Annotated in this window: 10 protein-coding genes; 5 read left to right on the top strand and 5 right to left on the bottom strand. The window is 72.7% G+C overall.

The window, feature by feature from the left end; translation table 11 throughout:
- Window positions 1-80: 80 nt before the first annotated feature.
- Window positions 81-1,208: a helix-turn-helix domain-containing protein gene (locus tag J7462_RS03660; RefSeq protein ID WP_308290724.1), complete on the top strand. Its 1,128-nt coding sequence runs from the start codon at window positions 81-83 to the stop codon at window positions 1,206-1,208.
- Between the two features lie 3 nt (window positions 1,209-1,211).
- On the opposite strand, the gene J7462_RS03655 is transcribed toward J7462_RS03660, so the two are convergent.
- Window positions 1,212-3,458: a helix-turn-helix domain-containing protein gene (locus J7462_RS03655; protein ID WP_219461806.1), complete on the bottom strand. Its 2,247-nt coding sequence runs from the start codon at window positions 3,456-3,458 to the stop codon at window positions 1,212-1,214.
- A 373-nt stretch (window positions 3,459-3,831) separates the two neighbouring features.
- Window positions 3,832-5,277 (bottom strand): arabinofuranosidase catalytic domain-containing protein, encoded by a 1,446-nt coding sequence (locus tag J7462_RS03650; protein ID WP_255597568.1) that lies wholly within the window; start codon window positions 5,275-5,277, stop codon window positions 3,832-3,834.
- Window positions 5,278-5,645: 368 nt separating this feature from the next.
- On the opposite strand from J7462_RS03650, the gene J7462_RS03645 reads away from it, so the two are divergent.
- The gene (locus J7462_RS03645; RefSeq protein WP_219461802.1) at window positions 5,646-6,659 is read left to right on the top strand and encodes a LacI family DNA-binding transcriptional regulator; all 1,014 of its coding nucleotides are present in this window, start codon (window positions 5,646-5,648) and stop codon (window positions 6,657-6,659) included.
- A gap of 80 nt (window positions 6,660-6,739) precedes the next feature.
- Here the strand turns inward: J7462_RS03645 and J7462_RS03640 are convergent, their stop codons facing one another.
- Window positions 6,740-8,461 carry an amylo-alpha-1,6-glucosidase gene (locus tag J7462_RS03640; protein ID WP_219461800.1) on the bottom strand — a complete coding sequence of 574 codons (1,722 nt, stop codon included), beginning with the start codon at window positions 8,459-8,461 and terminating at the stop codon, window positions 6,740-6,742.
- A gap of 443 nt (window positions 8,462-8,904) precedes the next feature.
- Between J7462_RS03640 and J7462_RS03635 the strand changes: the two genes are divergently transcribed.
- A complete protein-coding gene (locus tag J7462_RS03635; RefSeq protein WP_219461798.1) occupies window positions 8,905-10,737 on the top strand; it encodes an RICIN domain-containing protein in 1,833 nt (610 codons plus the stop codon).
- Between the two features lie 191 nt (window positions 10,738-10,928).
- Window positions 10,929-12,524, top strand: a complete 1,596-nt coding sequence (locus tag J7462_RS03630) for an arabinofuranosidase catalytic domain-containing protein (protein WP_219461796.1) — start codon at window positions 10,929-10,931, stop codon at window positions 12,522-12,524.
- Window positions 12,525-12,662: 138 nt separating this feature from the next.
- Here the strand turns inward: J7462_RS03630 and J7462_RS03625 are convergent, their stop codons facing one another.
- On the bottom strand, window positions 12,663-14,879 hold the full coding sequence (locus tag J7462_RS03625) for an ATP-dependent RecD-like DNA helicase (RefSeq protein ID WP_219461793.1): 2,217 nt from the start codon (window positions 14,877-14,879) through the stop codon (window positions 12,663-12,665).
- Window positions 14,880-15,011: 132 nt separating this feature from the next.
- The gene (locus tag J7462_RS03620) at window positions 15,012-18,374 is read right to left on the bottom strand and encodes a M12 family metallo-peptidase (protein WP_219461791.1); all 3,363 of its coding nucleotides are present in this window, start codon (window positions 18,372-18,374) and stop codon (window positions 15,012-15,014) included.
- Window positions 18,375-18,719: 345 nt separating this feature from the next.
- Here J7462_RS03620 and J7462_RS03615 point away from each other — a divergent pair, with 345 nt between their 5' ends.
- Entirely contained in the window at window positions 18,720-19,613 is an 894-nt protein-coding gene (locus J7462_RS03615; protein WP_219461789.1) for an ABC transporter ATP-binding protein, read from the top strand.
- Window position 19,614: the final 1 nt, after the last annotated feature.

Here is a 19,614-nt window from a genome sequence, read left to right as displayed (position 1 = left end):
TGTGACGATGACCTCACCCCACGTGCCGCCCCGGCGACGTCTACTGGACCGGACAGCAGTCGTCCTGGCGGGGGTACGGGGTGCGGGACAACACGCAGGAACAGCTCCACCGGCTCAGGTCACTGCGGATGGCCGCCGGACTGACCATCGACGAACTCGCCGCCCGCTCCGGGGTGAGCGCCCGGACCATCGGCGGGATCGAACGGCACCGGATCCGCCGCCCGCACCACGGCACCCTGCAGGCGCTCGGCGCGGCCCTGGGCCTGGACGGGGTGGATGCCGGCCAACTGCGCCCGGCCGCCGGACAGGTCGCCGGGCTCACCGGTCTGCCCGGGGTGACCGCCCACTTCACCGGCCGCCACGACGACCTCTCCTGGCTGGCCACCCGGCTGGAACACCGCCACGCGGTGCAGCTGATCGGCCTGCCCGGGGCGGGCAAGACGGCGTTGGCGGTGCAGGCCGCCACCGACCTCGCCGGGCGGTTCCCCGACGGGGTGCGGTTCCTCGGACCGGTCGCGGACGCCACCGCCGCGACGATCGCCCGCCGGTTGCTGCCACCGTCCGCCCTGTCCACGCACGGGCCCGACCCGGTGGTCATCGGGGCGTACCGGGAGCTGCTGCGCAGCCGGCGGATCCTGGTCGTACTGGACGACGTGCGCGACGACCGCCAGGTCGGGCCGTTGCTGCCGCCCGACGCCCTCGGCGTCACCCTGATCACCGGCCGGCACCCGCTGGCGGACCTCCCGGCGACCGACCGGTGGCTGGTGCCGCCCCTGCCGGCGGCCGACGCCCGGGCCGCCCTCGACACGATGGTGGACGGCACCGCGCCCGCACCCGCGGTCGCAGCGCTCGCCGCCGGCTGCGGCGGACTGCCCCTTGCCCTGCGGGTGACCGCGAACCGGCTGCTGACCCGGCCGCAGTGGAGCGCGCAGTGGCTGATCGACCGGTTGGCCAGGCCGGAGCGGGTCCTGGACGCGCTGGTCGCCGGTGACCTGTCGGTGCGCGACGCGTTCGAGCGCACGTACGCGGGGCTGCCGGCCCGGGCCCGCCGGGCCGTCCGGCTGCTGACCCGGCCGGCCGGTCCGGTCCCCGCCGAGGCGGGCTTCCTCGACCTGGCCGAACGGGGCTGGGTCACGGCCGGCCGGGAGCACCGCTACGAGCCCCACCCGCTGGTACGCGCCTTCGCCCGCGTCGCCACCGGCACCTGACCCTCACCCCGGGTCCACGCCGTCGCGGGAGAGCTCGGCCAGCAGCGTCGCGGCCCGGGCGGCCAGGTCCGGATCATCACAATCCTCGGCCAGTTCGATCGCCCGCCGCAGGTACGCCGGGGCGTCCCGGGTCTCCCCCGTGCGGCGCAGCGCCTCGGCCAGTTCCACCGACACCAGGGCCTCGAACGCCGGCATCGCGCTGGCCCGCAACCGCGCGACCGCCTCCCGCAGGGCGGTGACACGGTCCGGCCACCGGCCGAGGACGGCGAGATCGTCGGCGATCCGCCGGCAGTTCAACGCGTCGGTGGCGGCCCGGGCGAAAGCCGCGATGGGATAGCGCGGATCGCGGAGCAGGCATCTCGTCCGCTGGTGCACCCGCAGCGCCTCGACGGGTCTACCGAGGGCCAGCAGCGATGAGCCGAGCGAGGCCATCGCCTGCGGCAGGCCCTCCGGATCGGCGGCACGTCGCAGCAGCACCCAGGCCCGTTGCCGCTGCCGCAGCGCCGCCGCGTGCTCGCCCAACCCGGTGTGGCCGCTGGCGGCGTAGAGCAGCGCCCAGCCCTGCTGGGCCGGGTCGCCCGCACGGACCGCCCGGTCCAGCGCCCGGGTGGCGGTGGCCACGCTGGCGGCGTACTCACGCTGGCAGATCGCCTGCGCCCAGGACAGGTAGTTGAGGTGGACCGCCTCGGTGCGGGGGTCGTCCAGCCGGGCGGCGGACTCGGCGGACAACCGGAAGACCTCCGGCCACAGGTCGAGGTGCACCCGGCTGTCGGAGAACCAGTGCAGCGCGTCGACGGTGTCGAGCACCTGCTCGTGCAGCCCCTCGGCGGCGGCCGACCGCAACGCCGCGAACCAGTTGCCCCGTTCGGCGTCGAGCCACGCCGTCGCCGCATCGCGATCCCCGAACTCCGCCAGCGACGGCGGTCCGTCCGGCTCGAAGTGCCGCCCCGCCGCCGTGGTCCGCGCCAGCCACCAACGCAGCGAGGACGCCCGCAACGGGCCGGCCGAGTCCGGCTCCTCGGCCGTCAGCCGGTCGACGGCGAAGTCACGTACCAGGTCGTGCAGCCCGTAGCGGTCCGCCGGCACGGCAGCCACCAGGCCGCTCTCCACCAGGGCTTCCAGCCGTTTCTCGGCGTCGGCGTCGGAGCCGTCGGTGACCACGGCGACCGGGTCCGGGCCGAAGTCCGGACCCGGCATCAGCGACAACCGCCGGAAGGTCCGCCGCAGGTCGTCCCCGAGCCGCCGGTACGACAGGCTCAGCGCGGTGTGGATGCCGGCGGTGTCGGCGTCGATGACCCGCAGGCGGGCCTGCTCGCCGGTGAACCGACGGTTCAGCTCCGCGACGGACAGCCCCGGCTCGGCCGACAGGCGTTGCCCGGTGAGGCGCAACGCCAGGGGCATGTGACCGCAGTGCCGGGCCAGCTCGGTGAGTTCGGTCGGATCGACGGCGACCGGCCGGGCGATGGCCCGCAGCATCGCGGTGGAGTCCTCGGCCGGCAGCGGCTCCAGCGACAGCCACTGTGCGGTGTCGAGACCGCTGAGTCGCCGCCGGCTGGTGAACAGCACGAGACTGCGTCCGGCCCCGGGCAGCAACGGCCGGACCTGCGCCTCGTCGGCGGCGTTGTCCCACGCCACCAGGGCCCGGCGCTCACACAGCACCGACCGGTACGCCGTCGCCCGCTCGTCGCGGCCGGCGGGGATCCGCTGTTCCGGCACGCCGAGCGCCCGCAGCAACCGGTGCAGCGCCTCGCCCGGGGTGGTCGGGACGTCGTCCATGCCGCGCAGGTCGACGAGGAACCGGCCGTCGGGGAAGTCCGTGGCCAGGTCGGCCGAGGCCCGCAGGACGAGGCTGGTCTTGCCCACCCCGGCCGGTCCGGTGACGACGAGCACGGTGGCCTGCTGCCGGTCACCTGACGGGCGACGGGCGATGCCGCCCAGGGTCCGCAACTCCGCTGCCCGGCCGCTGAAGTAGCGAGGCGGATCGGGCAGTTCCGCGCCGGCCGGCCGCACGGAGGTGGCCTCGACCAGGCGACGACGCTCGTCGTGCGGCACGGCGAGAACGTCGAACAGGACGGTCAGGGTGCGCCGTTGCGGGCGACGGACCCGGTCGCGTTCGATGTCGCTGATCGCCCGGGCGCTGACTTCGCAGCGCTCGGCGAGCGCCTCGATCGACAGGCCCGCCGCCACGCGGCACCCACGCAGGACGGCACCCAGCGTCGGCGGTTCGGGTACGCTCGGTATCGGCTTCACCGAGCACACCCTCACAGATCACCGCCCGAGATTCCAGGCATCGACGAGTGACGTAGCGCATGGTCGGATCACCCACCGTTCACCCGTCAGGTCTGGTAGCCGCCGTAGTTGCACGCCCGGGCGTACGCGTCTGCGCTGCCGTGGGTGTCGACGCAGCCGTGGCGGGTGTCGACGTCGTTGGGCCGCAACGACACCTGGTTCCAGTTCGGACCGTAGCCTTCGATCTGCTGCTGCGGGAACCCCGGGTGACACGCGGAACGACAGGCAGGAAAGACGACGACGCAGACCGGGCCGGGCAGCGCGACACGACCGAACGGTCGGGCCGCCCCGCGCAGGACACGAGGCGGCCGACCGGCCGGTTACGACGTGGCGGTCAGCTGCGCAGGCTCCACTGCTGGTTCTGTTGCCCGTTGCAGGCCCAGAGAACGAGTTTGGTGCCGTTGGCCGTGGCCGCGTTGGTGGCGTCCAGGCAGCGACCCGACTGCACGCCGGTGATGGTGCCGTCGGCATTGACGTTCCACTGCTGGTTGGCCCCGTCGTGACAGTCCCAGATGATCACCTGGGTGCCGTTGCCGGTGCCCTGCCCGGAGGCGTCGAGACACTTGCCGCCCGACACCTGGAGTTGCCGGCCCGCCGTCCGGGTGAAGCGCTGCGCGCTGCCGCCCGTACAGTCCCACAGCTGGACCTGCGTGCCGTTGGTGGTGCTGCCGTTCGGCACGTCGACGCAGCGACCGGACTGGGTGCCCACGAGTTGGACGCTCTGCGTGGGGGTGCCGCCACCGGCCGGCGCGTATCCCGCCGCGGCGATGTTCGCCTGCACCGCGTCCTCGGTGGCCGGCGACGGGTAACCCGAGGTCAGCACGCCCTCGAAGAAGGTGCCCCGGCCGGAGACGCTGTTGTCGCCGCCGATGCCGAGCAGAATCGCACCCTCCTTCTTCATCGGGTGGTATCCGTTGGGACGCCGCCCGTCGAAATAGGTCGTCAGGCCCCCCGACTGGGCGTTGCCACCGCGGATCGCCCAGTGGTTCGGCTCACCTTTGACCATGGCCGTCACGAAACGGTGGTTGATGGACGCGATGTTGTTGTACCCCGCGTTCACCCCGGAGAACAGCCCCCACTCCAGATCGGCCATGACCCACGGGCCGGCGCCGGCACCGTATCCCCACTGCTTGTTGGCACCGAAGTAGACCGTCTCCATGATGGCCGGCGCGTCGGCCTGACCGTCGGTCTGCGCATTGCCGTAGTCGAAACAGCACCACTGGTTGTAGTGCGTGCCGTCGACGACGGCGTAGATGCCCTCGGGCTGGTCGCCGGTGGCGACACCGTTGGTGTTGTTGTTGCGGTAGCCGGTGCCGGGCGAGACGTAGACGCCGTACGCCTTCCGGCCGCCGATCGTGACCGGTGCGGCCTTCGCGTCGGCCAGGTTGTCCCAGCCGCCCGGCGCCGGGCCGGGCCAGTAACCGCCGGGCGCCTGGGTGAGGCGGTTGTTGCGGCCCGACTGGTCGTAGATGATCGTGATCACGCAGCTCGTGTTCGCGCAGAAGGAGTCCTGGGTCGCGGCGTCGACGACACCACCCACGCTCAGCACCCCGACGTCCCGGGTGGTGTTGTCCGACGTCCGGCGCACCTGGTACAACGGCCCGTTATACGCACCGTACAGGGCGCGGGTGGTGCTGTGCGCGGCCACGCACGGCGTACCGCCCGCGGCGTAGATGTCACACGGGCCGGTGGTCGCGGCCCGCGCGCCCGGCGCGTCCGCCAGCACGGAGCCGCCGCTGACGACGGCCAGGGTCGCCATCGTCGCCACGGCGATCGTCATACGACTGGGCCTTCTCAACACATTCATCGAAACCTCTCCGGAACGGTACGGGTGCGGTGCTGGCTGCCTCTGGCGCGGCTGTGCCTCATGTCCGAACGACGGGGTTGCGGGACCGATCCGTCAGCCGCGCCCACTCCTGACATAAGACGTCAGATCTTTAACATTAACCCCTGTCGATATATTGCGCCACCCTGCGATCCCTGTCCGCCCCGCCCTGCGCACCACGCAACGCCGGACATCGGCGGATTGCCCCCGGAGGACGGCGGCGGAACTGTTCCTGCCCCGATGGGGAATTGCGGGGCGGTTATGCTCCACGGCAAACACGGCGCATTCCCGCGCCGGTGGCGGAATTCGGCTTGAGGGCGGGCATGAACATCGGGGAGATCGCCCGGCGGGCCGGAGTGTCCCGCAGCACCGTGTCCTATGTGTTGAGCGGGAAGCGGGCCGTGTCGGCGACGACCCGACAACGGATCCAGGCGGTCATCGACGAGCTGGGCTACCGGCCGAACGCCAGCGCCCGCGCGTTGAAGGAGGGGCGCACCCGCACCCTCGGGCTGGTGATCCCCCCGGCCAACCAGCGTCTGACCGACATGCAGCTGGGCTTCGTCGCCAGCGTCGTCGAGGCGGCGGCCCGACACGACCTGGACGTGCTGCTGTCCCCGTCCGGCGGCGACCACGACCGGTCGTTCGAGCGGATCGTCACCGGGCGGCGGGTGGACGGGGTGGTACTGATGGAGATCCGGCTGACCGACGACCGGGTGACCCGGCTGGCGACGGCCGGTGTGCCGTTCGTGACGATCGGTCGGACGGCCGAGCCGCACGGGATGAGCTGGATCGACGTCGACTACGCGGCCCTGATCTCCCGTTGCGTGCACCACCTGGCCGACCTGGGGCACCGGCAGGTGGCTCTGGTGAACCGCTCCGCCGAGCTGGTCGCGGCGGGTTACGGCCCGAGCCACCGTGCCCTGGCCGGCTTCCGGGCGGCCGCCGCCGAGCGGGGCCTGACCGGCATCGACGTCTGCTGCGGCGACGACACCGCCTCGGGCGAGGCGGGCATGACGCAGCTGCTGGCGACGCATCCGCAGGTCACGGCGGTGGCCACCATCAACGAGGCGGCACTGCCCGGCATGCAGCGCGCGTTGCACGCCGCCGGCCTGTCGGTGCCGGGTGACTTCTCCGTCACCGGCGTGGCCGCCCAGCACTGGGCGGAGGATTTCCGCCCCCCGTTGACCGCCGCCGACGTGCCGACCCGGGACATGGGCGCCGAGGCGGTGTCGCTGCTGCTGGAGCTGATCGCCGCACCCGGCGGCACCCCCCGCCACCGGCTCTACGCGCCGCCCATCTCGTTGCGCGAGAGCACCGGCCCGGCCCGGCCCCGCTGACCCGGCCCGGCCCGGACCCGCTGACCCGCCCCGGCCCGGGGCGGCGACGTGCCACCACCGGGTGGGCGGCGGCACGACGTTCACCGGGTCGGCCCCGCCGGTGACCCGGTGCGCCCCTGCTGGGCGGCGGCGAGGATGAGGTAGCTGCTGGCCGTCCAGGTGTACGCCCGGTCGCGCAGCCCCGCGCCGGTCTCGGCGTCGAAGTTCTCCGCGAAGCCGGACTTCTCGCACAGCACCAGGAATCGCCGGCCGATCTCGTCGGCGAGCACGGTGTGCCCGGCCCGGCGCAGGCCGTCCTCCACCAGCACCGTGGAGGGGGCCCAGATCGGGCCACGCCAGTAGCCGTCGGCGAGGTAGTGGGCCGAGTCCGTCGGTTCGGTGGCCAGCCCATGGGTGGTCAGGTGGGCCTCGACCCGCCGGGCCAGCACCCGGGTGACCGGCTCGGGGAGGTCGTCGCCGAGGGTGACGGGCAACAGGTCGAGCAGGCTGCGGCTGGCCCGCCGCCGACCGGTGTGCGGGCTGCGGGCGGTGAAACGCTCGCCGTCCCACAGGTCCCGCAGCAGGGCGGCGCGCACCCGGTCGGCCTCGGCGGACCACCGGTCGGCGGGCTCACCCAGCTCGGTGGCGAGGTCGGCCAGGCAGCGCAGTTGGCTGACCAGGAAGGCGGCGAGGTCGGCGGTCTCCAGCACCCGGTCGTGGTCGAAGGTGGTGGCGTTGTCCCAGCCGCTGTCGTTACCGTGCTGGTAGTGCGGCAGGTCGTGGCCGGGGGCGCGGCGGGCGTCCAGCCAGAACCGGGTCCACCGACCCAACCGGTCGTACGTCCGGGCCAGTTCCACCCGGTCCGGCGGCGTGGGCAGCCGGCGGCGCAGCTGCCGCAGGGCCCACCCGTGCACGGGTGGCTTGACGTAGTTGTGCAGCACCTCCGAGTGGGTGACCGAGTCCGGCAGGGCACCGGCGGCGTCCTGGTGGTCGAAGGGCAGCTGGAACTGGTGCCAGGCAAGCTCCGGCTCGCCGGACGCCAGGGCGATCGCGTTGAAGCAGTGGTCCCAGCTCCACACCTTGTCCATCCAGTGCTTGGACATCAGCACGGCCGGCCGGGTGACGAAACCCGCCGGCTCGACGGTGGCCGACCACAGCACGTACGCGGCCAGCTCGGCGGCGGGGGTGTCGACACCGCGCCAGGGCGCGACCGCGTCGACGAACGCGGTGAACTCGACGCCGCGGTCGCGGCACAGCTGGTCGAACGTGCCGGACCGGGCATAGGGGCGGCGGGCCGTGCGGTACTCCTCGATCGCGATCTCCCAGGGCTGGTCGGCGGGCAGGTGCAGCCAGCGGTCGGCGGTGCCGAGCGCCTCCGCTCCCCCGAGCCCGCCCGGTGGGCCGGACAACACGGTGACCCGGTAGCGGCGGCCCGTCTCGTACGAGGTGAACACGGCCGACCCGTCGACCGGGTCGCGGTAGAGGTAGGTGCCGCTGAACGGGGTGAGGGTCCCGGCTGCGGCGGCGATCCGCAGTCCGAGCCCTCGGCCCCGCAGCCGTAGGGTGTCCGGCCCCTCGTAGCCGGCCTCGACCAGGCCCGTGCCGCTGCGCCAGGTGAGCAGTGTGGGCGTGGCCACGACCGTGCTGGCGGCGGTCGGGGCGAGTCGGAGCACCGGGTGCAGCCCGGTCTGGTGGGAGACCAGGTGCAGATCGTCGGCGTACGTCTTCTCGGCCACCACCGGGGAGATGTTGAGCCAGGAACCTCGGTAGCTGAACGGGATGTCCTGGAGGGAGAACTCCGGACCGGACGGTGCGACGGTCATGGCAGGTGACGCCCTCTCTGTCGTACGGTGGTCGGTCCTTGCGCATCCGACGTCCCGGCCGGGCCCGGGCGACGCGAACCGGCCCCTCGGCGATCGCCACGAGGTTGGCAGCGGTCGGTCACCGCCGACGGCTGGTTGCCGTCGCCTGCTGCCTCGATTCGCGGGCGACGTCCGGTGGCGAGGGGGACGAGCGCCGCGCGGGTGGGGGCGCGACCCGACCGTCAGGCGAATCGGTTCGGCTCCTCCTTCGGACGAACATAGGTCTGGCGAGGCGACACGGTCAAGAGGGGGCACCACAGCCGTGATCGACATCGGAAACGTCGACTTCACCGCCCTGTCATCTTATTGACATCCTTCACTGGCTCACCCTACGATCCCTGCGAATCGATTCGCATGCGAAGCCCTCCGGAGAGCGTCCCCGCGCCCCACCAAGGAGCCGCCCTGTGAAAACCCCGCTGCGCAGCCGGCCCGGACGAATCCGCGTGATCGTCACCCGACTCACCGTCTGCCTGCTCGCCGTCGCCGCCACCGCCGTCGCCGCCACCCCGGCCCAGGCCGCCGACGAGTCGATCAGCGTCAACTTCTCCGCCACCGACGGCACGCCGACCTACCGCGCCTCCGGCTGGATCTACGGTATGACCGAGAACGCCAGCGGCCCGGCCGACCACTTCTACCGCGACGTCAAGTTCCAGTACATGCGGGCCGGCGGCGCGCAGCTGCCCGGCAGCGGTTGGGTCGGCGGCAACTACGACCGCCGGTGGAACTCCACCCTCGCCCAGGCCCGCCGGACCGCCGCCCTGGGCGGTCAGTTCATCATCCTGCCGCACGACCTGTGGGGCGCCGACGGCGCGGGGATCTCCCGCTTCCCCGGCGACAACGGCAACTGGACCGACTACGACAACTTCCTGACCCGGCTCATCGGCGACGTCCGGGCGGCCGGGCTGACCGTGCAGTGGGACATCTGGAACGAACCCAATATCACCATCTTCTGGAACCGCCCGATCTCCCAGTACCTCGAACTGTGGCGACGCACCTACCAGCGGCTGCGGGCGGAGTTCCCCACCCAGCTCATCGTCGGGCCGAGCTGCGCCTGCGTGCCGTCGACCAACCACGCCTTCTGGAACCAGTACCTCGACTTCGTCCGCTCCACCAACACGGTGCCGGACATCGTCAGCTGGCACTCGCTGCCCGGCGACCCGGTCGCCAACGTCGCCGCCGCCAACGCCACCCTCGACGCGCGTGGCATCGCCCACCCCCGGCCCTACCAGATCAACGAGTACGGCGCGTCCAACGAGCAGAACCCGGCGGACGGCGCCTGGTACGTCGCCCGGCTGGAGCGGGCCCGCGCGGACGGCCTGCGGGCGAACTGGGCCAGCGCCGGCAACCTGCACAACGACCTGGGCAACCTGCTGATCCGCAACTCGGCCGGCCAGCACCAGCCCAAGGGCGAGTGGTGGGTCTACCGCTACTACGCCGCGCAGACCGGGCAGATCGCCGCGGTGACCCCCAGCCAGTCCTACGACGCCTTCGCCACCCGGGCGACCGGGGTGGCGAGGGTCCTGGTCGGCGGCGGCCGGACCACCGGCAACCTGACCGTCAACCTGCAACGGCTGGACGCCACCAGCGGCATCGTGCAGAACAACCAGGTGCGGGTGCTCACCCAGCGCATCCCGTACAACAACGGTGGCGCGGTGCAGGGGCCGGTCACGGTGTCGAACACCGTGCTCACGCTGACCAACAACGCCGTCTCGGTGACCCTGCCGTACGGCAACCAGAACGACACGTACACCGTCACCGTGCTGCCGCCCGCCGAGACCGGCTTCACCTCGGTCGCGGTGGCCCAGCACTCCCAGCAGTGCCTGGACAACACCGGCCTGGGCACCGCCGACGGCAACCCCCAGCAGCAGTTCCCCTGCGAGGGCGGCGACCAGCAGCTGTGGAACTTCCGCCCGGTCGCCGGGGTGGCCGACACGTACACCGTGGTCAACCAGCAGAGCGGCAAGTGCCTGGACGTCAGCGGGGCGTCCACCGCCGACGGCGCAGCCGTCCAGCAGTGGACGTGCCAGAACGGCACCAGCCAGCAGTTCACCCTGCGCCGGGTGACCTACGGGGGCAACGACTCCCACGACTACCAGCTCGTCGCCCGGCACAGCAACAAGTGCGTCGACGTCAACGGGGTCTCCACCGCCGCCCAGGCGCGGATCCTGCAGTGGACCTGCAAGCCGGTGGGCCAGAGCAGCCCGCTCAACCAGACCTGGCGGCTCTGGGGCCGGTAGAGCGACGGTCGGAGACCGGTCGACCGGCACCCGGTCGCGCGGACGTCGACCCCACCCCACCACAGACGACCCTACGAATTGATTTCTATCGTTCTTTTGGTGATCCTGAGGGGGTCCCGAACCGATTCGCCACCACCACCCGAGGGCGGGTCCGCCAGGGCCGCGCCGCCGACGAACCAAGGAGCCGCCTCGTGCGTACCCCGTCCCCGAGCGGATCAGGACCGGTCCGCGATCCCCTCCCCCACCGCCGCCGGCACCGGCTGACCATGCTGGTCGGTGCGCTGGCCGGCGTCCTCGTCGTCGCCGGGGCCGTGCCCGGCGTCACCTCGCCGGTCGCCGAGGCCGCCGCCGCGCCCGCGCTGGCCGCCATCGAGCCGGGGCAGAGTACCCGGATCGTCGGCACCGCCTCCGGGCGCTGCCTCGAGGTCCCCAACGCCAGCACCACCAACGGCACCCAGACCCAGCTGTGGGACTGCCAGGGTGGCGCCGGACAGACCTGGACCTGGACGACCAACCGCCAGCTCACCGTGTACGGCAACAAGTGCCTGGACGCCTCCGGCCGGGGCACCACCGCCGGCACGGCGGCGATCATCTGGGACTGCAACGGTCAGACCAACCAGCAGTGGAACGTCAACGCCAACGGCACCATCGTCGGCGTGCAGTCCGGCCTGTGCCTGGACGCGAACGGCAACGGCACCGCCAACGGCACCAAGATCCTGCTGTGGACCTGCAACGGTCAGGCCAACCAGCAGTGGACCTCGCCGAACACCCCGCCCACCACCCCGCCGACCACGCCGCCGCCGACCACTCCCCCGCCCGCAGGCGCCCAGCCGTGTGACATCTACGCCGCCGGTGGCACCCCGTGCGTGGCCGCGCACAGCACCACCCGGGCGCTCTACGCCGCGTACACCGGCAACCTTTACCAGGTACGCCGCTCCTCGGACAACACCACCCGCAACATCGGGCTGACCGGCACCGGCGGCACCGCCAACGCCGCGACCCAGGACGCGTTCTGCACCGGCACCACCTGCGTGGTGACCGTCGTGTTCGACCAGTCCGGTCGCGGCAACGACCTGTGGTACCAGGGCTCCAGCGTGGTTCCCGGGTCGCCGCAGAGCCGGCCGGCGGTCGCGACCTCGGAGTCGCTGACGGTGGGCGGCGCCAAGGCGTACTCGCTCTACATCAACCCGGGCAACAGCTACTGGCGTGACGGTCACCTGACGGGCATCCCGACCGGCGCGGCCCCCGAGGGCATGTACATGGTCACCAGCGGCACCCACGTCAACAACGGCTGCTGCTTCGACTACGGCAACAGCGAAACCACCCGCAAGGCCGACGCCGCCGGGGCGATGGACGCGATCAACTTCAGCACCCAGTGCTGGTTCGGCGGCTGCTCCGGCTCCGGCCCGTGGGTGCAGGCCGACCTGGAGTGGGGACTGTTCCCCGGCGGCAGCAGCTCGTGGAACCCCAACCAGCGGGCGTTCCCGCACAAGTTCGTCACCGCCACCCTGAAGAACAACGGCACCTCCCGCTTCGCCATCAAGGGCAGCAACGCCCAGTCCGGCAGCCTCTACACCCTCTACGACGGGTCGCTGCCGCCCGGCTACAGCCCGATGAAGAAGCAGGGCGCGATCATCCTGGGCAGCGGCGGCGACTGCTGCAAGCCCGACGGCGGCGCGAACCTCAGCGCCGGCACGTTCTACGAGGGCGCGATGGTCGCCGGCTACCCGTCGGACGCCACCGAGAACGCGGTACAGGCCAACATCACCGCCGCCGGCTACCGCTGACCCCGGTGCCGACCACCTGACCGGATCGTCGCGCCGGTCACCGCCATCGGGCGGTGGCCGGCGCGACAGCCGGCTGTCGGCTGGCGGTGAGCGCGCGGCCGTCGAAGGGGTGCCCCACACCCCGGCGCGCCACACCCGCTATCCGGCCGATCCGCCGAGGCGGTGGTCCAGCGCGGTGTGGCGGCGACCCGCGCCGACGGTACGCACGGCGGCGGCCAGCGCACGACGGGAACCGACCAGGACGACGAGTTGCCGGGCCCGGGTGACGGCGGTGTAGAGCAGGTTGCGTTGCAGCATCATCCAGGCGCTGGTGGTCAGGGGCACCACCACGGCGGGATACTCCGAGCCCTGCGAGCGGTGGATGGTCATCGCGTACGCGTGGGCCAACTCGTCGAGCTCGTCGAACTCGTAGTCGAGGTTCTCGTCCTCGTCGGTGCGTACGGTGAGGGTCTGCTCCTCGGGGGTGATCGCGGTGACGATGCCGAGGGTGCCGTTGAAGACGCCCGACTGGCCCTTGTCGTAGTTGTTGCGGATCTGGGTGACCTTGTCGCCGACACGGAAGACCCGCCCGCCCATCCGCCGCTCCGGTTGCCCCTCGCGGTGCGGGGTGAGCCGCTGTTGCAGCAGGGTGTTGAGGGCGGCGGCACCGGCCGGCCCCCGGTGCATGGGGGCGAGGACCTGCACGTCGCGGCGCGGGTCGAGACCGAACCGGGTGGGGATCCGGGTGCAGGCGACGTCGACGGTCAACGCGGCGGTGGCCTCGGTGTCGTCGCAGGCGAACAGGAAGAAGTCCGGCAGCCCGTCGAGCAGGGGTGGCCGACCGGCGTTGATCCGGTGCGCGTTGGTGATCACACCCGACTGGGCGGCCTGGCGGAACACCCGGGTCAGCCGCACCCGGGGGACGGCCGACGCGGTGAGCAGGTCCCGCAGCACCTCCCCGGCACCGACGCTGGGCAACTGGTCGACGTCGCCGACCAGGAGCAGGTGCGCCCCCGGTGGCACCGCCTTGACGAGCTTGTTGGCCAGGATCAGGTCGAGCATGGACGCCTCGTCGACGACGAGCAGGTCGACGTCGAGGGGATTGTCCCGGTCGTGGACGGCCTCCCCGCCGGGACGCAGCTGCAGCAGCCGGTGCACGGTGGCGGCGGGGTGCCCGGTCAGCTCCGACAACCGCTTCGCGGCCCGCCCGGTCGGCGCGACCAGGGTGATCCGGGCCTTCTTCGCGGCGGCAAGCGCGACGATGGACCGCACGGTGAAGCTCTTGCCGCAGCCCGGCCCGCCGGTGAGCACCGCGACCTTCGAGGTGAGCGCCAGCCGGACCGCGTGCTCCTGTTCGGGGGCGAGATCGTTGCCGGTGACCGCCCGCAGCCAGGCCAGCGCCCGGGGCCAGTCGACGTCGGTGAAGTGGGGCAGCCGGTCGGCCCGGTCGTGCAGCAGCCGCAGCAACGAGGTGGCCAGCGACTGCTCGGCGCGGTGGAACGGCACCAGGTAGACCGCCGGCACCGGCTCGCCGTCGTCGCCGGGCAACAGCTCCCGGACCACACCCTCCTCGGCGATCAGGTCGTCCAGGCAGCGGGTGACGAGGTCGCCGGGGACGTCGAGGATCGTCGTGGCGTCGGCGACGAGCGCCGGGGCGGGCAGGTAGCAGTGGCCCGAGTCGGTGGCCTCGGACAGGGTGAACCGCAGGCCCGCCATCACCCGCTGCGGGCTGTCGTGCGGGATGCCGACCGCCTGGGCGATGGTGTCGGCGGTCTTGAAGCCGATGCCCCACACGTCGGCCGCCAGCCGGTACGGCTCCTTCGTCACCACCTCGATCGACGCGTCGCCGTACTGCTTGAAGATGCGTACCGCCAGCGACGTGGACACCCCGACGCCCTGGAGGAAGACCATCACCTCCTTGATGGCCTTCTGCTCCTCCCACGCGGCGGTGATCTTCGCGGTGCGTTTCGGCCCCAGGCCGGCGACCTCGACCAGCCGGGCCGGTTCCTCCTCGATGATCCGCAGGGTGTCCAGGCCGAAGTGCGCCACGATCCGCTCGGCGAACACCGGCCCGATCCCCTTGACCAGGCCGGAACCCAGGTAACGCTGGATGCCCTGGACGGTCGCCGGCAGCACGGTGGTGTAGGAGTCGACCTCGAACTGCCGGCCGTACTTCGGGTGCGACGACCAACGTCCCGACAGCCGCAGGCTCTCCCCGGGCTGCGCACCCAGCAACGCGCCGACCACGGTCAGCAGGTCGGAGCCCCGGTCGGTGGCGACCCGGGCGACGGTGTAGCCGGTCTCCTCGTTGACGTAGGTAAGCCGTTCGAGGACCGCGTCCAGGGTGGCGAGCGGTGCGCGGGCGGGGGCGGTCACCCCCTCATCGTGCCGGGTGCCCGACGAGCCCCACCCACCGCCCGGACGAACACCGGCGTCCTCCCCCGCCGGGTGGGCGGGGAAGGACGCCGGGTGGGCGGGGAAGGACGCCGGGTGTCGCGGTGCGCCTGGTCAGCCGATGGTGAGGTTGCCACCGGAGGCGGTCAGGGTGCCCTCCCGGGTCGACGCGCCGGTCCAGTCCGAGGAGAAGAGCAACCGGTCACCGTCCCAGACGGTGATGCCGATCCCGTCGCGGCGGCCCGGCTCGCCCCGGTCGGTGGCGGTCACCCGCATGGTCAGCCCGGTCGCCACCGCCACCGGGTCCTGCGCGGTGGAGATGTCGTACAGGGTGACCTGGTAGCGCAGGTCGGCGACCGGTTCCCCGGCCACCGTGACACCGAACGACTCCAGCGCGGTGCTCTGGAACTTGTACCGCTTGCCGCCCGACTTGTAGCCGACCTTCGCGCTGCCGACCAACTTCTTGCCGTTGTTGATCCGGCCGTCCAGGGTCACCTCGATGCGCCGGTCGTCGTCGAGCGGGTAACCACCGGCGGTGGCCCCGCCCTTCAGGTAGCCCGAACCGGCGACCGACCGGCCGTACCCGCCGGCCACCGTGACGGTGGCCGTCGCGCTGCCGGTGTACGCCCCCGACACCGTGGCGGTGACCGGGTGCGCGCCGTGCGGCAGCACGGCGCGGCAACTGGCCGAGCCGTCGTCCGCCGCCGCGCCGAACGGCGTCGCGACCGCCGTGCAGAGGGTCTCGTCGCCCTCGGTGAAGGTCACCGTGGCGTTGCGGACGTCACCGCCGCCACCCCGCACGGTGGCCCGCAGCAGCACGCCGGTGGTGTCGGCGTCGTCCACCGGGGCGGCCAGGGCGTCACCGGTGTAGGTGACGGTGGCCGCGCGGACCTGGGTGATGGCGAGGTCGGCGTCGCTCAGGTCGAAGAAGACGTTGCCGACCGCCTCGATCTTCAGCCGGCCCCGGGCGGTGTCCACGTTCGGCAGGGTCACCGTCGCGGCGCCGGTGTTCGGCACGCTCTCCGCCAGCACGTGCGGGAAGGTCGCCCCGCCGTCGGTGGACAGCGAGATCCGCACCTCGCTCACGTTGATCGGGGCGGTGTCCGTGCCGGCCACGTCCCAGGTGACGGGCATGGTGCCGCCGCCCAGGTGGGCCGCCGGCGTGGCCTGCGAGGTGACCAGGAACGGGCCGGCCGCCGGGGCGAGGGTCAACGCCACGTCGGCGCTGCCGATGCCACCGCCACCGGGGTGGTGGTCCCGGCCGGTGAGCCGGAAGTGCAGGGTCCGGTCGTTGGTCACGCCGACCCAGTCGGCGGTGGGCAGGAACTCCGAGTAGCAGTCCACCGTCGCGGCGGGCACGTTGCTCGCCCCGCCGGTGGCCGGTGGGGCCGGCGCGGCCGGGCAGGCCCCGGTGGCGGCGTTGGTGTTGTTCGCGGCGATCTGGGTCAGGTCGGGGAAGTGCCGGGTCGGGTCGGTGCTCACCGCGTTCTCCCCCGGCGAGTGGTACTCCAGGGTGTCGGTCGGGCTGACCGCCGCCGCCACGCCGAACTGGCGGAACAGCGGCCCGTTGGTCTTGGTGTTGTTGACCAGCGCGGTGCCGGTGCTGCCACCCCGGTCGTTCTGCTCCCACAGGTAGCTGACGGTGTCCCCGTCGACGTCGGTGGCGCTACCGGTCAGCGCGAACGGGGTCCGCGCCGGAATGGTGTGCGCCGCCGCCGGCACGGTGACCACGGGGGCCCGGTTGCCGGTCTGCGCGGTCTGGAAACCGTTGTTGCCGGCCGCACCGCCCCGGGCGGTCTCACCGACGAAGCCGGTCATCCCGACGGTGTCGGTGAGACCGAGCGACGACACGTCGACCCCGGCCAGCGGGCCCGCACCGAAGGTGACCTGGAAGCCGGTGTCGTTCGGCGCGCCCAGCCCACCGAAGGCCGTCACGCTGACGGTGGCCCCGGCCGGCCAACCGGTGATCGCCTCGATGGCGGCCTTGATCCCGGCCGCGGTGTAGTTGCCGCCGCGCACCACCGGCACCGACGACTGCCCCGCGTAGCTGATGCTGAACGCGTCACCGTCGGTGTCGAAGCCGGACAGCGAGACGGTCTGCACCTCGTTGAGCGCCGCCCGGGTGCCGGAGACGAACGTGCTGATCTCGGTGTAGCTGCGCTGCGACCAGTACGGGTCGCTGTGCGGCTGGAGGTTGTCCTGCTGGCAGATGCCCGCGTACGCCATGATCGACGAACCGCTGCCCGGCTCGTAGGAGTTGGCGGCGCTACGGTTGCCGCCGGAGCAGTTGTACTGGGTGCCGTTGAAGGTGTGGTTGCCGGCGAACTGGTGGCCGATCTCGTGTGCCACGTAGTCGACGGCGTAGAAGTCACCGACCGGGGTGGGCAGGCCCGTGCAGCCGCGCGCCTTGCCGTCCAGGCCGACCACGCCGAGGCCGGCGACGCCGCCACCGGGCAGGCCCAGGCCGATGTGCCCGACGTCGTAGTTGCCCGCGCCGACGAGCTGGCCCAGCACGATCCGGTTGCGGTTGAGCAGCGAGCTGGTGCACGACGAGATCTGCGTGGGGGTGTAGCAGGCCGCCGTGCCACAGGGCCCGTTCGCCTCGGTGGCCAGGGCTGCGGTGTTCAGGTTGGTCTTGTCGGTGTCGTTGACCAGCACCAACCGGATCGCCGTCTCGTCCTCGTAGATCTGGGTGACCCGGTTGATCAGGGTCACCTTCGCCGCGGTGACGTTCTCCGCGCCGAAGAAGGTGGCGTACGACGGGTCGGTGACCAGGGCCAGCCGGTAGGTGCGCAGGGTGACCGGCGGACCTGCCGGCTCGTCCGCGGTAACCTCCGGCGTCAGCGCCCCGGCCGCCGCCGCGACGTCCTCCCGCTCCACCATGGCCGGGTCGGTGTCGAGCAGGTCGCGGGCGTAGTAGCTGGCGTAGACGCTCTGGTCGCCGTGGTAGTACGGGTCGAGGTACCAGCTGCCGCCGGTCGACCGGACCGAGGCGTGGAAGCCCAGCGGGGTCAGGTCGGCGCGGATGGTCGCCGTCGGGTCGTCCAGGCCCCGGCCGACGTACGTGCTGATCTCGGGATGCCGGGCGGCGAGCCCCGGCTCCATCACCGGCGAGTCGACCAGGGCGAACCGCTGGAAGCCCCCGGTGGGGGTGGGCAACGCGACGGTCAGCGCCGACTGCGACCGTCGGGCCGTACCGGCCCGCTCGGCCGGCACGTCGGCCAGGGTGTCGGCCAACGCGGCCCGGTCCAGGGTGTACGCGGTGAACCGCTCCGCGCGGATGTCGGGGGTACGCCCGTCCCGGGCGTTGGCCGACGGCTCGCTCGGCAGCTGCCGCCAGGGGCCGGAGCTGGCCGGCGCGGCGACCGCCGCGGTGCCGCCGGTCAGCGGCAGCGCAGTGGCGACCAGCACCGCGGCGAGCAGCCCGGCCAGTCGGCGGCGGCCGCGACCAGCGGGATCGGGGGGTGGAACCGTCATCGAGTGGGCCTCACTTCACCAGGTAAGAGGAACGGGCCGGATGGCGTGGCGTTCGTGGGCCACGCCGGGCTGTCCCGGAGAAGCACACGCTATGACGGGTCCCCTGTCGACAGACATCATCCGTAAAGTCGACGCGACGGCGAAGCACGGCGGTGTAAGCGGTCCTTGATGGAGCCCGGCGCGGTGGGCAGGTGACCAGGGACCGGTGCGTCGTGGTCGGACGCCCGCTGACCGTGGCGGGGCGACACCGGCCCGCCGACGCGGGCGCGGCCGGGACATTTGTCCTGGCCGGACGGGTATCGCCGGCTCTGCCCCCGGCGGCCCCGGCTGCCTAGCGTGACGGGCATGGATGACACCGCGGTACGCCTGACCGGGCTCACCCGGCGGTTCGGCCCCGTCCGGGCCGTCGACGGGATCGACCTGACCATCGCGTCGGGCAGCACGGTCGCCCTGCTCGGCCCCAACGGCGCCGGCAAGACGACCACCATCTCGCTCCTGCTCGGACTCGCCCCACCCGACGCCGGAACGGTGACGCTGTTCGGCCGGTCACCGGGCGAGGCGGTCCGGGCCGGCCAGGTCGGGGCGATGGTGCAGGACGCCGGTTTCGTCCCCGGTGCCACGGTGCGGGACCTGGTCGCACTCGCCCGGGGGCTGTATCCCCGGCCGCTGGACACCGCCCGGGTGCTCGCGCTGGCCGGGCTGACCGACCTGGCCGACCGCCGGCTGGACCGGCTCTCCGGCGGTGAGACGCAGCGTGCCCGGTTCGCCTTCGCGTTGGCCGGTGACCCGGACCTGCTGGTCCTGGACGAGCCCAGCGCGGCGCTGGACGTCGCCGCCCGGCAGGCGTTCTGGACGGCGATCCGCCGGTACGCCGCCGACGGTCACACCGTCCTGTTCAGCACCCACCACCTGCACGAGGCCGACGAGTACGCCGACCGGGTGGTGCTGCTGGCCGGCGGTCGGGTGGTGGCCGACGGCCCGCCCGCCGAGATCCGGGCGGTGACCGGCGGCCGAACGGTGGCCTTCGACCTCGCCGACGGGTCGGTGGCGGGCCTCGACCTGCTGCCCGGCGTCCGGTCGGTGCAGGTCCGGGGCGGTCGGGTGGCGCTCACCACCGACGACGCCGACGCCACCGTGCTGGCCCTGGCCGCCGACCGGGGCTTCCGGGGCCTGGAGGTCACCGGCGTCGGGCTGGAGGCGGCCTTCCTCACCCTCACCGGCGCGGAAGGGAACCACTGAC

This window comes from Micromonospora sp. RL09-050-HVF-A (assembly GCF_019374995.1).
GTDB classification, from domain to species: domain Bacteria; phylum Actinomycetota; class Actinomycetes; order Mycobacteriales; family Micromonosporaceae; genus Micromonospora; species Micromonospora antibiotica.
Note: the sequence above shows the minus strand (reverse complement) of the source record. Positions and strands in the feature narration are given on the sequence as shown.